9 protein-coding genes are annotated in these 21,755 nt (G+C 58.6%); 4 read left to right on the forward strand and 5 right to left on the reverse strand.

Annotation, left to right across the window (positions count from 1 at the left end; all coding sequences use genetic code 11):
* Positions 1-141 precede the first annotated feature (141 nt).
* Both nfuA and AC1Q8Q_RS28765 read right to left on the reverse strand, forming a co-directional pair.
* Positions 142-726, reverse strand: a complete 585-nt coding sequence (gene nfuA, locus AC1Q8Q_RS28760) for a Fe-S biogenesis protein NfuA (protein ID WP_007912592.1) — start codon at positions 724-726, stop codon at positions 142-144.
* A 187-nt stretch (positions 727-913) separates the two neighbouring features.
* Positions 914-3,211, reverse strand: coding sequence for a fatty acid cis/trans isomerase (locus AC1Q8Q_RS28765; RefSeq protein WP_492615808.1), 2,298 nt, complete (start codon positions 3,209-3,211; stop codon positions 914-916).
* 156 nt (positions 3,212-3,367) lie between these two features.
* Here AC1Q8Q_RS28765 and metH point away from each other — a divergent pair, with 156 nt between their 5' ends.
* The gene (gene metH, locus AC1Q8Q_RS28770) at positions 3,368-7,078 is read left to right on the forward strand and encodes a methionine synthase (RefSeq protein WP_432668237.1); all 3,711 of its coding nucleotides are present in this window, start codon (positions 3,368-3,370) and stop codon (positions 7,076-7,078) included.
* A gap of 64 nt (positions 7,079-7,142) precedes the next feature.
* Here the strand turns inward: metH and AC1Q8Q_RS28775 are convergent, their stop codons facing one another.
* Positions 7,143-14,132 (reverse strand): NEL-type E3 ubiquitin ligase domain-containing protein, encoded by a 6,990-nt coding sequence (locus AC1Q8Q_RS28775; protein ID WP_492615809.1) that lies wholly within the window; start codon positions 14,130-14,132, stop codon positions 7,143-7,145.
* Positions 14,133-14,270: 138 nt separating this feature from the next.
* Between AC1Q8Q_RS28775 and AC1Q8Q_RS28780 the strand changes: the two genes are divergently transcribed.
* The 3 genes from AC1Q8Q_RS28780 to AC1Q8Q_RS28790 all read left to right on the forward strand — a co-directional run bounded on the left by AC1Q8Q_RS28780 (position 14,271) and on the right by AC1Q8Q_RS28790 (position 17,168).
* Entirely contained in the window at positions 14,271-14,489 is a 219-nt protein-coding gene (locus AC1Q8Q_RS28780; protein WP_020799147.1) for a DUF2970 domain-containing protein, read from the forward strand.
* A gap of 542 nt (positions 14,490-15,031) precedes the next feature.
* Positions 15,032-16,690 carry a nitrite/sulfite reductase gene (locus AC1Q8Q_RS28785; RefSeq protein ID WP_020799148.1) on the forward strand — a complete coding sequence of 553 codons (1,659 nt, stop codon included), beginning with the start codon at positions 15,032-15,034 and terminating at the stop codon, positions 16,688-16,690.
* A complete protein-coding gene (locus AC1Q8Q_RS28790) occupies positions 16,674-17,168 on the forward strand; it encodes a DUF934 domain-containing protein (RefSeq protein WP_033041115.1) in 495 nt (164 codons plus the stop codon). The genes AC1Q8Q_RS28785 and AC1Q8Q_RS28790 overlap by 17 nt, the downstream gene beginning before the upstream one ends.
* 60 nt (positions 17,169-17,228) lie before the next feature.
* On the opposite strand, the gene AC1Q8Q_RS28795 is transcribed toward AC1Q8Q_RS28790, so the two are convergent.
* Both AC1Q8Q_RS28795 and AC1Q8Q_RS28800 read right to left on the reverse strand, forming a co-directional pair.
* On the reverse strand, positions 17,229-17,534 hold the full coding sequence (locus AC1Q8Q_RS28795) for a hypothetical protein (protein ID WP_020799150.1): 306 nt from the start codon (positions 17,532-17,534) through the stop codon (positions 17,229-17,231).
* A gap of 172 nt (positions 17,535-17,706) precedes the next feature.
* Positions 17,707-21,588 carry a dermonecrotic toxin domain-containing protein gene (locus AC1Q8Q_RS28800; RefSeq protein WP_492615810.1) on the reverse strand — a complete coding sequence of 1,294 codons (3,882 nt, stop codon included), beginning with the start codon at positions 21,586-21,588 and terminating at the stop codon, positions 17,707-17,709.
* Positions 21,589-21,755: the final 167 nt, after the last annotated feature.

The following is a 21,755-nucleotide window of genomic DNA, read 5'->3' on the forward strand; positions in this document are numbered from 1 at the left end:
AAATCCGATTATGACTGACGGCCGCCAACAGCAAGGGGGAGCAAGCTCCCCCTTCGGTTTTTACCGGACACTAGTGACGCAGAGCGTGGGAACGATCGGCGCTCACGATGGGCGCCGTTTTTTCATTTTGCAGCGAACACCTTAGTAGTAGGCGTTTTCTTTCTGCGTGTGGTCGGTCACGTCGCGCACGCCCTTGAGCTCGGGAATACGCTCGAGCAAGGTGCGCTCAATGCCTTCCTTCAAGGTCACGTCAGCCTGGCCGCAGCCTTGGCAACCGCCGCCGAATTGCAGGACGGCAATGCCGTCTTCGACCACGTCGATCAGGCTGACCTGGCCGCCGTGGCTGGCCAACCCAGGATTGATCTCGGTTTGCAGGTAGTAGTTGATGCGCTCGTTGACCGGGCTGTCGGCGTTGACCATCGGCACTTTGGCGTTTGGCGCCTTGATGGTCAACTGGCCGCCCATGCGGTCGGTGGCATAGTCGACAACGGCATCGTCCAGGAACGCTTCGCTGAAATGGTCGATGTAAGCGGTGAAGCTTTTCAGCCCCAGCGCGGTGTCTTCGGGTTTTTCTTCGCCCGGCTTGCAGTACGCAATGCAGGTTTCGGCGTATTGGGTGCCAGGCTGGGTGATGAAGACGCGGATGCCGATACCCGGGGTGTTCTGCTTGGAGAGCAGATCAGCCAGGTAATCGTGGGCGGCGTCGGTGATGGTAATAGCGGTCATGGAAACTCCTCGCAGGCTTGGGCGCAGTTTACGCCAATCATCGCGCCGGACAAAGTCCTAGTATTTTTGTCGGGAAAGATTCCGACAATCCCCCTGTAGGAGCTGCCGCAGGCTGCGATCTTTTGATTCTGGTTTTCAAGATCAAAAGATCGCAGCCTGCGGCAGCTCCTACGGGTGTTAAGCGTGATTACAGGTTCTCGTAGCGATTCATGTCCAGCACGCCCTCTTCCACCGGCTCGGTTTCGTGGATATAGCGGCTCAGGTCATGGAAATACTGCCAGAACTGCGGATGACTGCGGCGGACTCCCCAGCGCTCGACGATTTTCTCGAAGCGCTCGGCATCCTTGGCGTTTTCCATCGCATCGACGAACTCAGGCACTTGATCGGCGGCAATATTGAACATGAAGTTCGGGTAACTGCTGAGTACGCCCGGGAAAATGGTGAGCGTATCCAGCCCCGGTTGAAACCGTAGCGACTCACCCAGCAGGAACGCCACGTTGCTGTGCGCCCGGTTGCGCAGCAGGCTATAGACCACTCGCTGCCCACTCGCCGTTTCGACGCGCAGCATGGTCGCTTCCGGCAGTTGATCGATGACCCGCAGGCCTGCCGCCGGACGTGAGGCCAGGCGACTCAAGGCCTGCTCGGTGGCCTGCAGGGCCGGATCGATGTTCGGCCGCGAGCAATACGCGCCGTCGCATCGGTTGATCGGATCAGGGGTGGCGTTCAGCTCGCCGTAGCGTGCCAGCAGTTGCATGGCGAAGTCACGCTTGGGGTCCTTCTCATCGAGTTTCAGTGCGGTCGGCGTGTCGTCATCGATGGCCTCATAGTCCAGCCACATCTTGAATTTCCCGCTGCTCTGGTACCAATCGTCGAGGTAGCCCTCCCGGGAGTCGGCCGGCATCAGGCGCAGGAAATTCTGCTCGGCGCCATTGCGGATCAGGTCGAAATACAAGCGCGTCTGGGCCTGGTGGGAAACATTGCCGAACACGTCGAAATTCACCGCCAACTGGTAGTAGGTACGCTCCAGCAGCGGGAAGTCGAACAACCACATCGTCTGCGGTACATCGCCGATCAGGCCCTTGGTCACCGCGGCGCTGTCGAAATGGCGGAAAATGCTCAATAGTGCGTTGTCGTTGCCAGCCCACAGGCTCGACCAGCTCGGCGCCGGCAGATCGGCATAGCTGTCCCGGCGCAGGGCTTCGTATTCGTTACGCTTGTCGCGGTAGTCGTGCCACAGGCTCAGGACACTGCCAACGTCGTCGTTCTGCCCCGGCATCGCCAGCAACGGCGTCGCCTGGCCGCGGTAGTTCGGGTCGATGATGTAGAGGTCGTGTTCCGGTGCCTGGAACAACGCCCAGAAGTTGTCGCGGATCACATCGGTCGCGATTTGCCCACGGCAGACAGGGCCGCGAATAAAGGTGCGCACAAAATACTCGGCGTTATCGAGCATGAATTGATAACGCGCCTGGGCCGGGATCGCTTCGAAGGTGGTAAACGGATTGGCCCGGCGTTCCGGGCCGTAGCCCGGCAAGGCGTTGACCTGCCAATTGCCGTTGTAAAACAGGCTTTTGACCCGGGCCAGCTTCGCCGCGCTCAACGGATAAGTGATGTGCGTCTTGTGCACGATCACGCCCTGCACCGGCCGCAAGCGGTAATACACCTGAGTGCCGGGGTCGTCGTTCGGCCGACGGGTGTTGATCAGGTCGATGGGCTGGCCAGTCGGCGTGCGAGATCGCACCCATTGGAAGAAATGCCCCGGCTCGCCGTCCTTGAAATAGAGGTGCGCGAGAAACCAGTGCTCGAACAACCAGCGCCCCACCAGACTCTGTCGCGCGCCCGGTGCGTTGAGCAGGTTCTCCCACTGCACCACTTGCAACGCTTCCTTCGCGCTGGGCACCAGGGCCTGTTCATCGATCGGCGCACCCGAGGCCAGCCAGCGTTGCAGCGTCTGGTATTGCTGGTCGGTCAGGCCGGTGACCGCCAAGGGCATGCCCTCCTTGGGATGCGCGCTGGCATAACCGTCGAACTCGGCAGGCAAGGCGCACATATTGTTGCGATTGAGGCCCAGGACGATGTCCTCGGGCAATTTGGCATTGGGTTGCAGGCGATTGGTATGACCCAGCTCAAGCATGCGCGTCATCAATGCCGCCTGATTGCCCTGGGCGTCGAGCACCGACTGGAAGCCTTTTTGTTGCCAGGCCCGCTTGCCGAACGCGTCATAGAACAGTCGGCTCGGCGCAGCAGCCTGGCTTCGTTCACCGTCGTACACCGGGACTTTCGTCGCGCCACGTGCCGCACCTTCGCCGCTGCCCAGATTGAGCTGACAGGGGGCGTCGTTGCAGGCATGGCAGGCCACGCACTTTTCGGTAAAGATTGGCTGTACATCGCGGGTGTAGGAGATTGCAGGGGAAATCGCGGGACTTTGCGCGGACGCGCCCCAGCTCAAAAACATCAACACACTGGCGATGACGACGCGATACGACATGTCCCTGGTCCCGATCCTTTAGAAAACGCCGCGATTCTACCGGGCTGGACGCCACACCAACATGAGCGATATTCATGAAAAACCCGGACATGCTCTAAAAGCGCACAGGTTTGCTATCATCCCGGCCCTTCGTCATGGTCTTTCCGAGTAGTCCCAATGTCCGATCGCAGCGTTCGCCTCCAAGCCCTCAAGCACGCCCTCAAAGAGCGCATCCTGATTCTCGATGGCGGCATGGGTACGATGATCCAGAGCTACAAGCTCGAAGAGCAGGATTACCGTGGCAAACGTTTCGCCGACTGGCCGAGCGATGTCAAAGGCAACAACGACCTGTTGGTGCTGACGCGCCCGGACGTGATTGGTGGCATCGAGAAAGCCTATCTGGATGCCGGTGCCGATATCCTGGAAACCAATACCTTCAACGCCACCCGGATTTCCATGGCCGATTACGGCATGGAGGAACTGGCCTACGAATTGAACGTAGAAGGCGCTCGCCTGGCGCGCAAGGTCGCCGATGCCAAAACCGCTGAGAACCCGGACAAGCCGCGTTTCGTTGCCGGCGTACTCGGCCCGACCAGCCGCACCTGTTCCTTGTCGCCGGACGTGAACAACCCGGGCTACCGCAACGTGACATTCGATGAACTGGTGGAAAACTACACCGAGGCCACCAAAGGCCTGATCGAGGGCGGCGCCGACCTGATCCTGATCGAAACCATCTTCGACACCCTCAACGCCAAGGCCGCGATCTTTGCCGTACAGGGCGTATTCGAAGAACTGGGCATCGAATTGCCGATCATGATTTCCGGCACCATCACCGACGCCTCCGGCCGCACCCTGTCCGGGCAGACCACCGAAGCGTTCTGGAACTCCGTGGCCCACGCCAAGCCGATCTCGGTCGGCCTGAACTGCGCCCTGGGCGCCAGCGAACTGCGCCCGTACCTCGAAGAGCTGTCGAACAAGGCAGGCACCCACGTTTCCGCGCACCCGAACGCCGGCCTGCCCAACGAGTTCGGCGAGTACGACGAACTGCCGGCGCAAACCGCCAAGGTCATCGAGGAATTCGCCCAAAGCGGCTTCCTCAACATCGTCGGCGGCTGCTGCGGCACCACCCCGGGCCACATCGAAGCCATCGCCAAGGCCGTGGCTGGCTATGCGCCACGCCAGATTCCGGAAATCCCCAAGGCCTGCCGTCTCTCGGGCCTGGAGCCGTTCACCATCGATCGCAATTCGCTGTTCGTCAACGTCGGCGAGCGCACCAACATCACCGGCTCGGCCAAGTTTGCCCGCCTGATCCGTGAAGACAACTACACCGAAGCCCTGGAAGTCGCCCTGCAGCAGGTTGAGGCCGGCGCCCAGGTGATCGATATCAACATGGACGAAGGGATGCTTGATTCGAAGAAGGCCATGGTGACCTTCCTCAATCTGATTGCCGGTGAACCGGACATCTCCCGCGTACCGATCATGATCGACTCCTCCAAGTGGGAAGTGATCGAAGCCGGTCTCAAGTGCATCCAGGGCAAGGGTATCGTCAACTCGATCAGCATGAAAGAAGGCGTCGAGCAGTTCATCCACCACGCCAAGCTGTGCAAGCGCTACGGCGCCGCCGTGGTAGTGATGGCCTTCGACGAAGCCGGCCAGGCCGACACCGAAGCGCGCAAGAAAGAGATCTGCAAACGCTCCTACGACATTCTGGTCAATGACGTCGGCTTCCCGCCGGAAGACATCATCTTCGACCCGAACATCTTTGCCGTGGCCACCGGCATCGAAGAACACAACAACTATGCCGTGGACTTCATCAACGCCTGTGCCTACATCCGCGACGAACTGCCCTATGCGCTGACGTCGGGCGGCGTGTCCAACGTGTCGTTCTCGTTCCGCGGCAACAACCCGGTGCGCGAGGCGATCCACTCGGTGTTCCTGCTGTACGCGATCCGCGCGGGCCTGACCATGGGCATCGTCAACGCCGGCCAGCTGGAAATCTACGACCAGATCCCTGTCGAGCTGCGCGACGCCGTTGAAGACGTGATCCTCAACCGCACCCCTGAAGGCACCGACGCCCTGCTCGCCATCGCCGACAAGTACAAGGGCGATGGCAGCGTCAAGGAAGCCGAGACCGAAGAGTGGCGCAACTGGGACGTCAACAAGCGCCTGGAGCATGCGCTGGTCAAGGGCATCACCACGCACATCGTCGAAGACACCGAAGAGTCGCGCCAGTCCTTTGCCCGCCCGATCGAAGTGATCGAAGGGCCGCTGATGTCCGGCATGAACATCGTCGGCGACCTGTTCGGTGCCGGCAAGATGTTCCTGCCGCAAGTGGTGAAATCCGCCCGGGTGATGAAACAAGCCGTGGCGCACCTGATCCCGTTCATCGAACTTGAAAAAGGCGACAAGCCGGAAGCCAAGGGCAAGATCCTCATGGCCACCGTGAAGGGTGACGTGCACGACATCGGTAAGAACATCGTCGGCGTGGTGCTGGGCTGTAACGGCTACGACATCGTCGACCTAGGCGTGATGGTACCGGCGGAGAAGATCCTGCAGGTCGCCAAGGAGCAGAAGTGCGACATCATCGGCCTGTCCGGCCTGATCACGCCATCGCTGGATGAAATGGTCCATGTGGCCCGCGAGATGCAGCGCCAGGATTTCCACCTGCCGTTGATGATCGGTGGCGCCACCACGTCCAAGGCGCACACGGCGGTGAAGATCGAACCCAAGTACAGCAACGATGCGGTGGTGTATGTCACCGACGCCTCTCGCGCTGTCGGCGTGGCGACCCAGTTGCTGTCCAAGGAACTGAAGGCCGGCTTCGTCGAGAGAACCCGCGAGGAATACATCGAAGTGCGCGAGCGCACCGCCAACCGCAGCGCCCGTACCGAACGCCTGAGCTACGCGGCGGCGATCGCCAAGAAACCTCAGTTCGACTGGAGCACCTACACGCCGGTCAAGCCGACCTTTACCGGCGCCAAGGTGTTGGACAACATCGACCTGAAAGTCCTGGCCGAATACATCGACTGGACGCCGTTCTTCATTTCCTGGGACCTGGCCGGCAAGTTCCCGCGCATCCTCCAGGATGAAGTGGTCGGTGAAGCCGCTACGGCGTTGTATGCCGATGCCCAGGAAATGCTTGCCAAACTGATCGACGAGAAGCTGATCAGCGCCCGAGCGGTGTTCGGCTTCTGGCCGGCCAACCAGGTACGCGACGACGACATCGAACTTTACGGCGATGACGGCAAGCCCCTGGCCAAGCTGCATCACTTGCGCCAACAGATCATCAAGACCGACGGCAAGCCGAATTTCTCCTTAGCTGATTTTGTCGCACCCAAGGACAGCGAAGTCACCGACTACGTGGGCGGTTTCATCACCACCGCCGGCATCGGTGCCGAAGAGGTGGCCAAGGCTTACCAGGACGCTGGCGACGATTACAATTCGATCATGGTCAAGGCCCTCGCCGACCGCCTGGCCGAGGCTTGCGCCGAGTGGCTGCACCAACAGGTGCGTAAAGAGTACTGGGGTTACGCCAAGGACGAGACGCTCGACAACGAGGCGTTGATCAAAGAGCAATACAGCGGCATCCGCCCTGCCCCGGGCTACCCGGCGTGCCCGGATCACACCGAGAAAAGCACCCTGTTCGCCCTGCTCGACCCTGAGGCCAGTGAAATGCGCGCCGGCCGCAGCGGCGTGTTCCTCACCGAGCACTATGCGATGTTCCCGGCGGCGGCGGTCAGCGGTTGGTACTTCGCCCATCCGCAGGCGCAGTATTTTGCCGTGGGCAAGATCGACAAGGACCAGGTGCAGAGCTACACGTCGCGCAAAGGTCAGGAGTTGAGCGTCACCGAGCGCTGGCTGGCGCCCAACCTTGGGTATGACAACTGATTGATCCGAGCCTTGGGCTCTGGAGGCAGACCTGTGCTGACTCCAGAGCGTTGCCGGCTGACGATCAGGCCTGTGCGCCCAACTCGGCTACCTCACGTTCGCTGAGTGTGGTCAGCAGTTGCAGGCGGTTGGCTTTATTGACGGTATCCAGGGCGTCCACCTCCTGCAGGTAGGCGGTATTGAGCTCCGGGTATTTATCCTCCAGCTCACTGACCTTGTCCTGGAAATCCTGTTGCACCCTGGTAATCTCCCCAGGGTATTTCTCCTCCAGATAGTCTCGCCAGTATTTACGCGCGGTCAGTTGCTCGATGAACACCGGCGTCTTTTCCTCGGCGAGGATCATTGCGTACGCTTCGTCCAGATCCGCTGGCGTCACCTGCGCCAAGCTCTCGTACACCATGCCTTTGGGCTGGCTGGGCAATTCAAGACGCTGAGCCAGGCCGACTCGATAGGCCAGGCGAATCTCGGCAGGATCGATAGCGGGCCTGAGCCTGATACGCGTTTTGGCAATCTCCTCGACCTGCGCCAGGCGGAACAGGTTTCTTGACAGTTTCAGCAGCTCGCGACCTTTGTGTTCCGGGGCAATGGCCTTCAAGGCATTGAACTCATAGACCTCGATTTCCAGCTCGTTGAACAACAGTATCCGACCGTCACCACAGGTCGCGCGACTCCGTAGTGCCTTCGACAGAACAATTAACCGTTCGCTCAGCGCTTGATCGCCATAAGCGGCTTCAAGGACACGCCAGACGCGCTGCGTGAGGTCCACGCGATCGGCGACAAAGTCCCGGGCATGCTGGAGTTGCGAGAGAATGTATGCAAAGTCCTGGGTGGTGTCCTGCTCCATCAAGGCGCTCCACATCTGGTGTTTTTCCGAGTCTGCCGCCACGCCGGCAAACCACCGCGCCTTTTGTACTTGCGGCGTCTCATGGTCGGGATGAACCTCCTCATCAGAGCTCTCGAAACTGTCGCCCGATTCAGGCCCGTAGCCTTCGAGCAGTCGTTCAATCTCTTGCGAGGTAAACCCCAAGCCAATGCCCGTTTCCTCCATGTACTGCTGCAGTCGTAACATGTCCTCCAGTTCCAGATCGACGTTGTCGGTCATGTTGGTGCCGGCCATCAAGGTAGCGTGCTCAGGCAGCAAGGCAGCGGGAGGAATTACCTCTATCTGGTTGCGACTCAGGTTGAGGGTCGTCAGCGCCGGCGCATCCAATACGCCCTGGGGCCATTCCCAAAGATTGTTGTTGCTCAGATTCAGCCCTTGCAACTGCTCAAGACCGGTGACAGCAAAGCTGGCAATGCGGTTCTCGCTCAAGTCCAGCCATTGCAGATGCCTCAGCGAGCGCAACTGGCGCGACAACTCATCACTGGCACGCAGATCGTTATACGTGGCGCTCAACCGGGTGAGGTGTTCACATTGCCCCACAGCCTCAGGCAAGGTGCCCAGGCCGTTGCGATTGAGCGTCAGGCTACGCAACCGCGGAAACGAATGCAGGAACGCGTCCGAACTTTCCGTGAGCCCGACACCGCTAAGGTCCAATGCACCGATCTGCTCGAACGTGACCGGCAAGGCCGGCAAGTTGCCGATGATCAGGCCGGTGAAATCAAGCACAGCATCGGTCGGTGCTCCCTCGGCCGCGGGAACATCTCGCAAGGTGGCTCGCCAGCACTCCAGAAGCTGGTCAGCCGCCCGGCGGCGGTCTACCGCGCTGACCCAACCCTGGCGACTGCGAACGGCCGGAACATCGATCCAGTCATTCAAATGCTTGATCAATTGCGTCTGCTGTTGCTGCCACTCGACCAGCCGGGCTTCAATTTCCAGGGCAGTCATACCCTGGGCAAGCCATGCGTCGATCCGTTCAACGGCTTGCGTATCACCCAGCTGAGGATCAAGGCGCTGCAGTCTGGAGGCTGCGGTCCGGGGCAAATCACCTTCGCCGGGCTCCAGATGCAAAGGCAATAAAAAGTCCGGGTGCTCCGATACTTCATCCGGAAAGAATTCCGGATCGCCTCCGGTTCGTCCGGCCGACAGGTGCACTGGCGCAATAGCCATCGGGTTAAGGGATGACGTGCGTTGCGCGTATGTACGCACCGCCGTCACTGCTTGCGGGCTCAGCCGGCAACCTTGCAGCGAGGTTCCCGCCAACAGCTGATCATGCCCGGTCAAGGCTGCGGCAGGGATGTCGGTAATGCCACTGTGATTCAGGGCCAGACGGCGCAGGTTGGGCAATGACAACACGCCCTCGGGCCAGTTACGCAGATGGGTATGACTCAGGTCCAGGCTCTGCAGGCCGGTCATCGAACCGACCTCAAGCGCGTCGAGCCGGTTGTACGCCAGGTTCAGCGTTTTCAGGTGGGGCAAGCGATTCAACCGCGCTTGCGCTGACGCCGTGATCCTTATCTGATTGAATGAGAGGTTCAACTCGCTGAGCTCTCCGAGCGCATCAATGGCCTGCGGCAGCCCGGTCAGTTGGTTGGAGCTGAGATTGAGGGAACGCAGTTGCGCAAATCCACTCAGAAACTCATTGACCTGCACGGTCGAAAGTCCGCTGCCACTGAGGATCAAACTGCGCACATGGGGAAAGGCCGAATCGCCGAGCACGGGTAAATCGCCCAGCGGCCCAAACCCCGTCAGGTCCAACACTTCATTCGCTGCATCACCTTGCCACCACGACGGACCCGCTACAGGCTCAGCGGGGAAGTACCGTGCACGCAGCCCCTTGCGAGCGGACTCGCCAATTCTTTCAGCGATCAGCTCACGGTGCGCGATCTCCATTTGCCGGCCATCGACCCGCACAACCCTGCCCTTCCAGGCGTCCAATGACTGAGTCAAAGCCAGATGCTGCTCGTGCAGTGCATCAACCTTTTCCAGCAATGCCCGTCCCGATAGCCCGTCGCGACTGAAACGCGCCATTGCGTCTGATGCAAAGGTGTAATCATTGGGTGCCAGCTTCGACAAACGTCCTGCACAGTACTGGGCAATCATTTGTGGCTCGTTGACCAGATGCGCCGGGTTTTCATGCACATACTCAAAGGCCTTCAAGAAAGCTTGCGGTTCCAGGGCCGCCCAATCCAGCTGCAGGCAACGCCATATCGACTCCCGCCCACTGAACAACTCGTCAGGCAGCGATTTGATCGGCATTCGCTGTAGATCGAGGGTTTCCAGCCTGTTCAGGCCCGACACCCCGGTCGGCCACTCGGTCAAATTCCCCGCCAACCTCAAGGACCGCAGATTCGTCAGCGTGCCGAAGTCCATTACACCGATATCGCCCTTGAGCGACAGCTGCTCCAGCTGCGTCATTCCCTGTAGCGCCTGCACCAACTGCGGCGTATAGGTCTGCGATGCGCCATCAACGGCGAGCTCGGTAATCTCTGTCAATTCAGGCAGTTTTTCCGCCAGAGCCGCCATATCCCGCACTTCCACGGAGAGATCCAGCTTTTTGATCTTTGGAAACCGCTGAAGCAGTTCATTGCCCGAGTTACCGATTAGCTGCCCAGTGTCCAGTTGCACACTACGCACATGGGAGAAATCGGCTTTCCACTCCGGCAACGTGTCAGCACCGCTTAAATTCAGATGGAAAGCGGGCTCAAACTCTCGGTAAAGACCATAGCGCCAGCAATGGATCAGCCGATCGGCGATCACCCGGCGTGACTGCCCACCAGCAGGGGCCGGCACGACAGCGTCGACCCAGTTGTTCAATGCGGTTTCCAATGCGTCGAATTCCCGCTGACGGTTGTTCAACAGATTGAACACTTGCTGGTCGGTGTCCCCCGCGCTCAGGCGGTTTCTGACGAACTGGCTGGCTTGCGCATCGGAGATGTTCGGGTAAAGGTCGCGGACCCTGGAGACCAATGCAGCATCATGAAAGCCGACACCACGACCACTGGCCAGGTAACCCAGGCGGCCATTGGGCAAACGCAGCGATGGCCCGGGGCCATTCAACGGGCGCTGTTTCAAGATTAGCGCCATGTCGTTGCGATGAGTGCTGGCATGGTTCGCCAGTTTTCTTTGCAAGGCCTGGCCCTGATGACCTTCCAGGGTTGCCTTTGTCGCGTTGGGCAAGAACTCCAGCAGCGATTCATAGAGATTGCGGCCATGGGCGGGGATGTTGTTGAGAGGCCTGCCTTGGGCGTCGTATGCGCGAAAATAGCCATCGCCCTTGACCAGGTAATTGCGAAACGTCGCACTGTCGCTGCCAACGCTGTCCAGCAATGGGCCCTTGATCGAGCCGGAACGCAGCTCCACGCGCATATCCATCGACCAACCGGGCCATTGCTCCAGGCTGTGCAACGCCAGGCGATCGCTGGCCACAGACGCCATGCTCTCCAGATGCAAACCGCAGAGCGCCCGGTTGAGAGCGCCCTGCTGTAAATGGACACGAATTTCTTGCGCCTGGCGCAAGGGTATTTTTGTGCTGCTGCGCAATTGGGCCAGCTCGGCGGCACTGGCATTGCCCAGCACCTGTCGCGCACCCTCCGGCGACAACGTAGGGAAACTGCGCTGCAGTCGTTGAATATCGGTATTCGTCGTCTGCTGGCCAGCGAGCAGTCGGTCGACCAGGGACTTTTTGCTATCCAGGGCGCGGTTGGCCAGGCTGTCCCTGAACATCTGCACGCGGTTCGCGTCTTGTTGTGCGCTGCGTGCGCCGAGTAACCGGGTGATTTGTGGCTCGTCAAGCGCCCCTAATATACGTTCCGGCAATTTTCCGGCCTGCACTTCGGCTCGAGTGATCTTGATCGTGGGCTTTACATTGTTGCTTGCCGACGCTGAACCGAAGCGCTGCGACGCCCCCCGGGGTTCCGGTCCCTCGAAGACTTCCAGGACCTCCTCGACGGGCCAGTCCGGCAGCCCAACAGCCAGCGGTACGACAGCCTCGCCAGCACTGCCCAGGTCACCGCCGTTGCGGATCTGATCAATCAACTGCTGCACTTGTTGATCAGCCTTGAACGATCTGATGGTCTCGGCCAATTGCGGCGGCGGTGGCTGGAGATCGATGTGCATCTGGCGCAACGCATCATCGCTGACCCCGCTGGCCTCGGCAATTTGCTGTAACTGCGCATCCGAAAAAACGTCCATCTGTGGCCCGATTCTGCGCAACAACGTTGGGCGGTCCCACTCCAGCGGCCTTTCAAGCGTGTGCTGCCAGGCGCCGAGCTGGTTATGCCGCAAGATCGGTTGATAGGCCTGGGGATCGCCGGGGTGCTGGATCCGCCATTTTTTCAGCGCCGGGTCGAAGCTCTTTTCGTAGACATTGCCCTCGTATCGAATACAGGTCTTGTCCCCGACCTTGTATTGCCCCAATGCATTCGGCTCGAGCCCCTCCACAGACACACTGCTCTTGTAGGGGGCCAGGTCGGGACTCCACAAACGCGGCTCACCAAAAGGCGTGGTGATCCTGGTCATCCTGCTGACAAACCGCGAGTTGATGATCGGCGGCGCCTTGCTGGCTACCGCGCCCAACACGGCCATGAAGGCTACGTTTTGCACAACTGACGTGAGATGGCTCCAGGCCTCCTCGGCGTCCCCCTCTTTCCACGCCTCCACCCCTTGGTAAACCTCGTAGGTCAGTTGCACGGCGGTGACGGCGAGCATGACCTCACCCAGTCCCGGCACGAAAAAGGCTGCCACGTTCAAGACGCTCAACCCCCATTCGGCATAGTGTTGGAGTCGCATCATCCAGGCTTCGTGGTCGACCTCGGCGGTGGGTATGGCCAACAGCCTGGCATTGGACTTCATTCTGGCCAGATGAAACTCATAACGGGCTGCGAACACTTCGCCATCAATGAAGCTTTCATCCATGCCCAAGTCGACATTCTCGTTCCACACCTCGACATACATGCCATTGAGGAATGCGCCCGGCGCATAGGGTGGGCCGGGATAAACCGGAGCCGGGTCCCATTTCTGGACCTTGAGCTGGCGCTTGAGCCGGTGGAAAAAACGACCGGCCTCATCTTGCGCGACAAAGCCGGCAAAGAACCGCTGGTAACTGACGGAACGCAGCTTGATCGCCAGGTCACGGGCAAACTCGCGGCCAGAGGCATACGCCTTGAGGGGGCTGATGGGATCGCCTGGAATGTAGACGATGACTCGTGAATCAGGCACCAGTTTGGCCAGTTCGGGTGTGAACGGCAGAAGAAAGAGCCAGGGATTTTGCAGGGTCTCTCTGACTTTGCGCGATGCAGCGCCAATAATCAGCACGTCATTCAATTTAGAGCCAAACACCTCCACCCGACTGTGGAGGACTGACTCGCCATCGAGTCGTTCCTGCGAGGTACCGTCGAGCATCGCCAACACCGTGGCATGGTCTGCGGTGTCAATGTCCGACCTCATCAGAGCGATATGCGCCTGCACGCGCATCCGTTGCTTGTCGGCCGCAATCGTCTGCTGGCGTACCGTCGCAGCCTTGTCGGGCGCATCGAACACCGCCGTCAGATGGTCCTGATACTGCTTGCCCACGTCCAGTTCCCGGCACAGGCTGGCGAACGCCGCGGGCTTGATCGACAACTTGTCACGGAGGCTGTAGCGCACCTTCGCAAACGGATACTGGGTGCGTTCGTCGTAAAGATGCTGCTCCAGTGCCCCCACCGGCGCCAGCGCGCTGGTCTCCTGCAGGGCAATGCCGTCGAAAGGCTCATTTTCTTCGAAGTTTCGCAGCGCCGCTTGCAACAATGACTGCTCTTCGGCCAGGTTGGGCGAACGCATATGAAACAGCGCCGTGTTGACGACATCCGGCGCCTGACCGAATTTTTTCTGCAATGCATCCGTCAGCAATGGCTTGGCGAACTCGGTGATGCCTTTGAAATCCTTGAGAGTCGTGGCCAGCGCCTGGCTGGAAGCGCTGCTCTGTGCCTGACTGTCGAGCAAGGCCTGGCGCAATGCCTGGGATGCCTTGGCATACAGCTCAGGGTACGCCTTGATGAATCGCTGGGCTGGATTGCGTGCCTGTGTCATGGCCTGGAGATGGGGGGTGACCAGGTGACGCGTCCAGTCGGGAAGACGGCTCTTGATAAACGGAACGTGAAATCCCGGTTCAGCGGGTATGGAAGGGTCCGGCATGATGTCGCTCCTGATGCTCGATTGAGAGCGCATCAGGACACCACGGCCATCCGGCGGCATGGCGGTACATATTTATGGGGGGAAACGGGCAGTTTGTTTGGCTATGCTGAGATCTCACACCTTGCTGAAGAGGGATTTATGGACGATCCAGTCGATAACAAGCCACCCACGTTTTGGCAGATGCTCCACAGCGTCATGGCGGCGGCGTTCGGGGTGCAGAGCGGGAAAAACCGGGCGCGGGACTTCACTCACGGCAAACCCAGCCATTTTGTGATCCTGGGGATCTTGTTCACGGCAGTATTCGCAATGACACTGTACGGCATCGTGCAGTTGGTGCTGCTTTTAGCCGGGGCATGAGCCATCAGCGTTGCGACCTGAACGGATGTCGAACGGCGTAGAAAACTTCGCTATTGATCGTCCCGGGCCTCCGGAAAATTCGCCGCGCATGACAGCCAGCGAACCGACAAGCGTCGGCAGAGACCCGGACGGGTTGGTTTATTGGTGACTGACCCAGAATACCGCAGTGCCGACGACCAGGATGATCAGGAACAGAATTGCCCAGGCATCGACCGAACTGTCGCTTTTCCGTGCTTTGGTTGGGTTGCTCATTGCATCGCCTCTTGTCGGTTTTATCGGTGATTGCAGAAAGACTCGATCACAGTAAAGACGACGATTCCCCGCACCACAAACAGGGACATTGAAACAACGATTCTCATTAGTCCTTTTGGTTCTTTACATATACTCAAACATCACTTTTGCGCATAACTACAAACTGGTATCTTGCCCCGGCTCCCTAAGGAGTGCGCGGCCGTGCGCGCAGAATTGCAGAGGCTCTTGGACTGCGGCAAGCAAAAAACGCAGCTGTATCCGAGCGACCCAAGCCTGAGAACAGGACTTATATGTACGTATACGACGAATACGATCAGCGGATCATCGAGGACCGCGTCAAGCAGTTCCGTGATCAGACCCGACGCTATCTGGCAGGCGAGCTGAGCGAAGAAGAATTCCGCCCCCTGCGCCTGCAAAATGGCCTGTATATCCAGCGCTTCGCGCCGATGTTGCGGGTGGCCGTGCCTTACGGCCAGCTGACGTCGCGCCAGGTGCGAATGATGGCCAAGATTGCCCGCGACTACGACAAGGGCTACGCCCACATCAGTACCCGGCAGAACGTCCAGTTCAACTGGCCGGCCGTGGAAGACATCCCGGACATCCTGGCTGAACTGGCCACCGTGCAGATGCACGCGATCCAGACCAGCGGCAACTGCCTGCGCAACGTCACCACCGACCAGTTCGCCGGTGTCGCTGCCGACGAGCTGATCGATCCGCGTCCGTGGTGCGAAATCGTCCGCCAGTGGACCACCTTCCACCCGGAATTCGCCTACCTGCCGCGCAAGTTCAAGATCGCCGTCAACGGGTCGACCTCCGACCGTGCCGCCATCGAAGTCCATGACATCGGCCTGGAGCCGGTGCACAACGCCGCTGGCGAGCTGGGCTTCCGGGTGCTGGTCGGCGGTGGCCTGGGCCGTACTCCGGTGGTTGGCTCGTTCATCAATGAATTCCTGCCATGGCAAGACCTGTTGAGTTACCTCGACGCCATCCTGCGGGTCTACAACCGCTATGGTCGTCGTGACAACAAGTACAAGGCGCGCATCAAGATCCTGGTCAAGGCGCTGACGCCTGAAGTCTTCGCCCAGAAAGTCGACGCGGAAATGGAACACCTGCGCGGTGGCCAGACCACGCTGACCGAAGCCGAAGTGCATCGCGTCGCCAAACACTTCGTCGACCCGGACTACAAGGCGCTGGACGACCAGTCCGCCGCCCTGGCCGAACTCGACCAGCAACACCCAGGCTTCGCTCGCTGGCGCGCGCGCAATACCCTGGCGCACAAGAAGCCAGGCTACGTGGCCGTGACCCTTTCTCTGAAGCCGACCGGCGTTGCACCGGGCGACATCACCGACAAGCAGCTCGACGCCGTGGCCGACCTGGCCGACCGTTACAGCTTCGGTCAATTGCGTACTTCCCACGAGCAGAACATCATCCTGGCCGATGTCGAGCAGGACAAGCTGTTCACCCTGTGGGGCGAGTTGCGCGAGAAAGGTTTCGCCACGCCGAACATCGGCCTGCTGACCGACATCATCTGCTGCCCGGGTGGCGATTTCTGCTCCCTGGCCAACGCCAAGTCGATCCCGATCGCCGAATCGATCCAGCGCCGTTTCGACGACCTGGACTACCTGTTCGACATCGGCGAACTGGACCTGAACATCTCCGGTTGCATGAACGCCTGTGGCCACCACCACGTCGGCCACATCGGCATCCTCGGGGTGGACAAGAAAGGCGAAGAGTTCTATCAGGTTTCCCTCGGTGGCAGCGCCAGCCGCGACGCCAGCCTGGGCAAGATCCTCGGCCCGTCCTTTGCCCAGGAAGCCATGCCTGACGTGATCGAGAAGCTGATCGACGTGTACATCGAACAACGTACCGAAGACGAACGCTTCATCGACACCTACCAGCGTATTGGCATCGACCTCTTCAAGGAGCGCGTCTATGCAGCGAATCATTAAGAACAACGAAGTCGTCGACGAAACCTGGCACTTGCTGCCCAAGGATTTCAGCATCGATGAGATCACTAATTGCGACGACTACATCGTTCCGTTGCAGCTGTGGCGCGAACACAGCCGTATGCTCCTGGCCCGCGACGGTGGCTTGGGCATCTGGCTCGATGCCGATGAAGAAGCCGAGGAAATCGGTGAAGACGTGGCGCAATTCCAGGTCATTGCCCTGAACTTCCCGGCCTTCACCGATGGCCGCAACTACTCCAACGCCCGTTTGCTGCGTGACCGTTACGGTTTCAAAGGCGAACTGCGAGCCATTGGCGACGTGCTGCGCGACCAGTTGTTCTACCTGCATCGCTGCGGTTTCGATGCGTTCGCGATTCGCGCCGACAAAGACCCGTACGAAGCCCTGGAAGGTCTCAAGGACTTCTCGGTAACCTACCAGGCTGCCACCGACGAACCGCTGCCGTTGTTCCGTCGCCGTTGAACAAAATAAAAAGCCCTGGCTCCATACGGAGTCAGGGCTTTTTTTGCATCAGCAGATAACTCAGAACTCGACTTGCGTCAGGCCCCTTTTTTTGAGTGCGTACGCCAGTGCGGGCACATCCTCAAACAACTTCCCATTCATATTTCCCCAGTAGTCACCTTCTATGTACACGCTGAAGTCCGGCTTTGACTGGCTGGGTCGATGGCGCTTGATACAGGCCGCTTCAATTTCATTGTTTCTCGAACGATAGATAACCGATGAATCCTTACCGAGTCTTTCGTCGACCAGAAACATACCACTTTGCGGCAGTAGCCTTTCAAAAATGGCAAGCTCCCGTGGATCGCCTCGGTACTTACTTTCACTCATGATGCAACTTCCTTGCTGCTGTTAATATACTAGAGAGTCTAAACAAATTTTATAACCAGACAACATTATAATAAGTACAGAATATGTTTGCTTCCTGACCGCAACTTTACTCCCTTTGCTGTAAATCGGTGGCAAGTACACACCTTCATGAACAAGTTAGCTCCTGCCATGGTTAATCTTCACCGACCGGAAACGGCTCCCCCATCGCCACCCAGTTCGCATGGAGCCTTGCACGGTTTTCCAATACGGTGAATACCGCGAACGGGTTATTGAAGGCGCCTTCCGGCATCGGAGGATTGAGGGTCAATCGCCCCCACAATTCATCTGAAGCATCCGCTTGCGATAGCAACTGCCATACCCTTGCCTGAAGTTCCGGATAATTGACTACGAAATCCGGAGTCAGGGTCAATGTACTCATGGTCCCTAGCAGCCTCCTGCCGCGAGTCTTGAGCGCCACACTATTCCAGACCTGAAGCCTTGGACCTTGCTGCCCCGCCTCCATACCGGTCAGCCAGGCCGCAGGACCCGCATACTCAGGACCTGGCGCATTCAACCACAGGTTGATGCCCGTTTGCTGACGATGGGTGACCAGCCTTTGCAATGTGTCCTCATCGGTCAACGGGTTATTCCACAGCAACACCCTGTCCGGGGCGATCGCTTGATTTAGCACTGCCTGCGGGACACGCCGAATCTGGTTCTCGCTTAGATCCAGGCTTGTCAGGTATGGCTGATCCCCGATCCCGATCGGGCAGCTCGTAATGCGGGTATTGCTCAAATTAAGAGTTCGCAACTGGTTCATTCCCAACACGATCGGAGGGATGCCCAATGGATTGTCGCTCAGATCCAGCGATTGCAGGTTCACCAACTGACTCAGTTGCCCTGCCGTATTTTCACTAAACGTCAGTTGAGTGGACTGCAAGTTCAGAGAAGTGAGGTGCTGCAACTGAGGAATCACCGGGGGCAGAACGCTCTCCATTTGGCCATCAAGGGAGAGTAATCGCAGGTCGGTATCTTGCAGGTTCAACACCCGTAAGTTGGGAAAGCGCTCGATGTACCCGTTAAGCGTTTCCCTTTCAATCAAGTGAAAGTGTTGAAGATCCAATTCGACGACATCATTGAATCGCACATTGAGCGCTGGCAATCGATGAAAGTCTTCATTACGCATGTTCATGCTGAAACCTTGGTCATGACTCCCTGAATAGTGGCTACTTTCGTGAGGATCGCGCTTTTGAAAGATTGCAACCAATTCATCAGCCAGTTCCTGCCTGATTGTGAGCTCGCTCGACATCGTAGTTTGCAGTAAATCGAAATTATGTAATGTGATTTCCCGGACTGTCATTCCCTCAGCCTCAGGATCCTCGGCTCGCAAGAAAGGGATATCCGTATCGTAGACATCAACCGAGACCTGAAGAAACCACGTATCCATGTCCACATGCAGCTGCTGCAGTTGCAGTTTTGTGCTGTCGATATGAGCCTGGCAATCGCTACCAAGCCGCTGCAACATTAAATCAGCGTCTTCATTGGAAAATTCCGGGTAGATCTCCTTAAGCTGCAATCTCATCGCATGATGAATCAACTCGGCATTTTGAACAGTATCCGGAAATGCTCCCCCTCTTAAGCCCTGCGGCTCGAAGGAAAGCTTCGAGTCCATTCTGGCAAGGCCAAGCGCCAATTCTGAACGGGATAACAGCCGGTCGTTGACCTTGAGCCTCAATTGAGCCGCTGGGCTTTTGGACGTCAGCCCCAATGCTGAACACTCGTCCGCGGACAGAATCTCGACAACAGCCTCATATAAATCTGGCGCCATGGCCGGCTGAATGGACAAGTCATTGTGAAGATAGCGTTCGCCGGACTTGATCACTGTTCGCAAATCGTTTGTGTCCAGTGGCCCACTACGATCGAGGAGTCGACCACCGATCGAACCTTCGCGGACTTCAATTCGTATTCCCGCAGGCCAACCAGGCACGTTCTTCAATGAGTGCAAGGCCAGGCTATCCGACTCGCCATTGACGATCGAGCGCAGATACAGACCTTCATAGGCACGATTGAGACGTACATGTTGCTGGTATTGGCGAGCCTTGCTGTCCAACTGGCTGAACAACCGTTTCGCTTCGGAAATATCCGGCAATGCCTTGAGATCGACGCCGTAACGATCAAGCATCTGTTCCACGGCGCCTTTGGGTAAATCGGGATATTGCCGTTGAAACAACCGCACCCATTCGTTCTCTGTCTTTTGCAGTGCCTGATAGCGATGATTGAACAACTCGGCACGTGCGGCAGGTGAGTCAGCCAGCCCTGCTACTTCCTGATCGATCCTGAAGCGCGCGATGGTATCGGCCAGTAACGGAGTCGGCGCACGCCCTGCCTGCATCAGGCGCAGCATGTCATCGTCGATTGCGCTGACCCTGCCAATCTGTGCCAGCACTTCGTCACTGAATGTACCTGCTGGGACACCCACGCCACGCAGGAGCTCGGTACGCGCCGGCAATGACAATTCCGACGCCGCCTCAGAAGGTTTCGACGGTGCGCCACTGCCTTCCAGTGCCTTGGCCACGCCCGTCTCCCCAGCCCCTTCGTGGCTGATCGACCCCGCCTCTGCAATCAGCGGCAGCGCATTGAGCACGCCGAATACCGTGCGGGTGATACCTTGCGAACGCTTGTCGGGTGTATCTCCGTTGATGGCCTGATCCAGGCCATAACCGGCGTCGATGAGTCCTGCAAGGGCCAACACCCCCCCCTCGCCGCCGGGTACAAATACCGCCAGCGGACCAAACTGGTTGACCCATTGGACAATCGGTTCGACCACGGCACTCAGATTGTCGCGATTGACCTGTGCGTCGTCACGAATGGTGGCGGCACTGTCCCGCGCAGCCTGCTTCATCCCCAGCACAAGCTGTGCGAACGGATCGGTGGCTGGAGGCTGATCGTCAAAGCCGATGTAGTCGGCCGGATCCCAATAACCATCGTTGTTGAAGAAACCGGCATTGTTGGTCAGCCGATGCGCTTTCGGGTACATCGCCATGCCGTCCATCGCGGTCAGCACGCCCGCATGGAAAGTGCCATCCTGGCGATCAACCTCACTGAAGTGAGACGCCAAGGCCTGTTTCGTGTCGTTGGCGCTGCCCTGTCTCACCACCCATTGGTGCAACTGCGAAACGTTGGTGAACTCATGCAGCGGCGAGGAATTACCCGGGAGGTACATCAGCAGCCGATCACTGGCTGCCTCGCGAAACATCCAAATATCGGACGCGGTATAGCGATAAAGCTTCAGGCGGCTCGCCGTGACTTTCAGCGGCATCCGGGTGGGTGCTTGCAGCTGTTCGATCACCAGGGTTTCCCAGGACTGATCCGCTGGCAAACCGGCTGCCTGCATCGCCAGGGCAAGGCCCTTTTCGCTCAAGCGCTGTTCCTTACGCTGCAACCACGCCGCCATGACGAATGCCGCTTTGGTCGACGTTCTCAAGGGGTAAGGACTGGCAGCCGCGAGCACTTGGTCCGACGGCCAGGCGTGATCAAGATAGGTTTTATAGCGTTCCCGCAGGTCCAGTTCCCATACCCATCGCTTGAAATCCGCCGGCCTCAAGTCGATCTGGGTCAGCGGGCCATAGGTTTGTGGAACCGTTGGGCGATAAATGCCTTCGTACGTCTGATGATTGCCGCTGCCATGATTGGCGAATTCATCGACGTGCTCGACAATCCGCACGCAAGGCCCGATGTCCGGTGGTGTGTACAGACCGAAGGCCGTTTCAGCAAAACGTCCATCACCAACGATCTGGTCATTGGCCAGAAGCGCTTGCAGCAATGATTGCGAGCTCGCCACTTGTCCCTGCTCGATACCGTCCTGAGCAGGGTGACCTTGGTAATGGTAATCAAGCGTCACCAGCAAGGTCGTCTGCGGGTCGACGTCCGCCCCCCACTTATCCTTGATCAAGCGCTCGCCAAACTGGCTGGGGGATTGCGGCAGCGCGATGTCCACGACATTTTTCAGTTCATCCCGCAGTTGCAGGGACGACACCGGGGATAGGCCGGCATCATCTTGAGATAGTTCATTCATGGTGCATTCCGTTGCAGTCATTTCAGGACCACCACCCTACTCGACCCACTCCCCCAAAAAAGCGGGAGCGATTGACAGTGGCGATAGGAAATTTCGCTGCTTGGGGACGGAAAGCGTTCTGAAGGCCAAAAAAAATGAAACCGTGGCGATTACCACGGCTTCATTGG

This window comes from Pseudomonas sp. GW823-FHT06B06 (assembly GCF_058795195.1).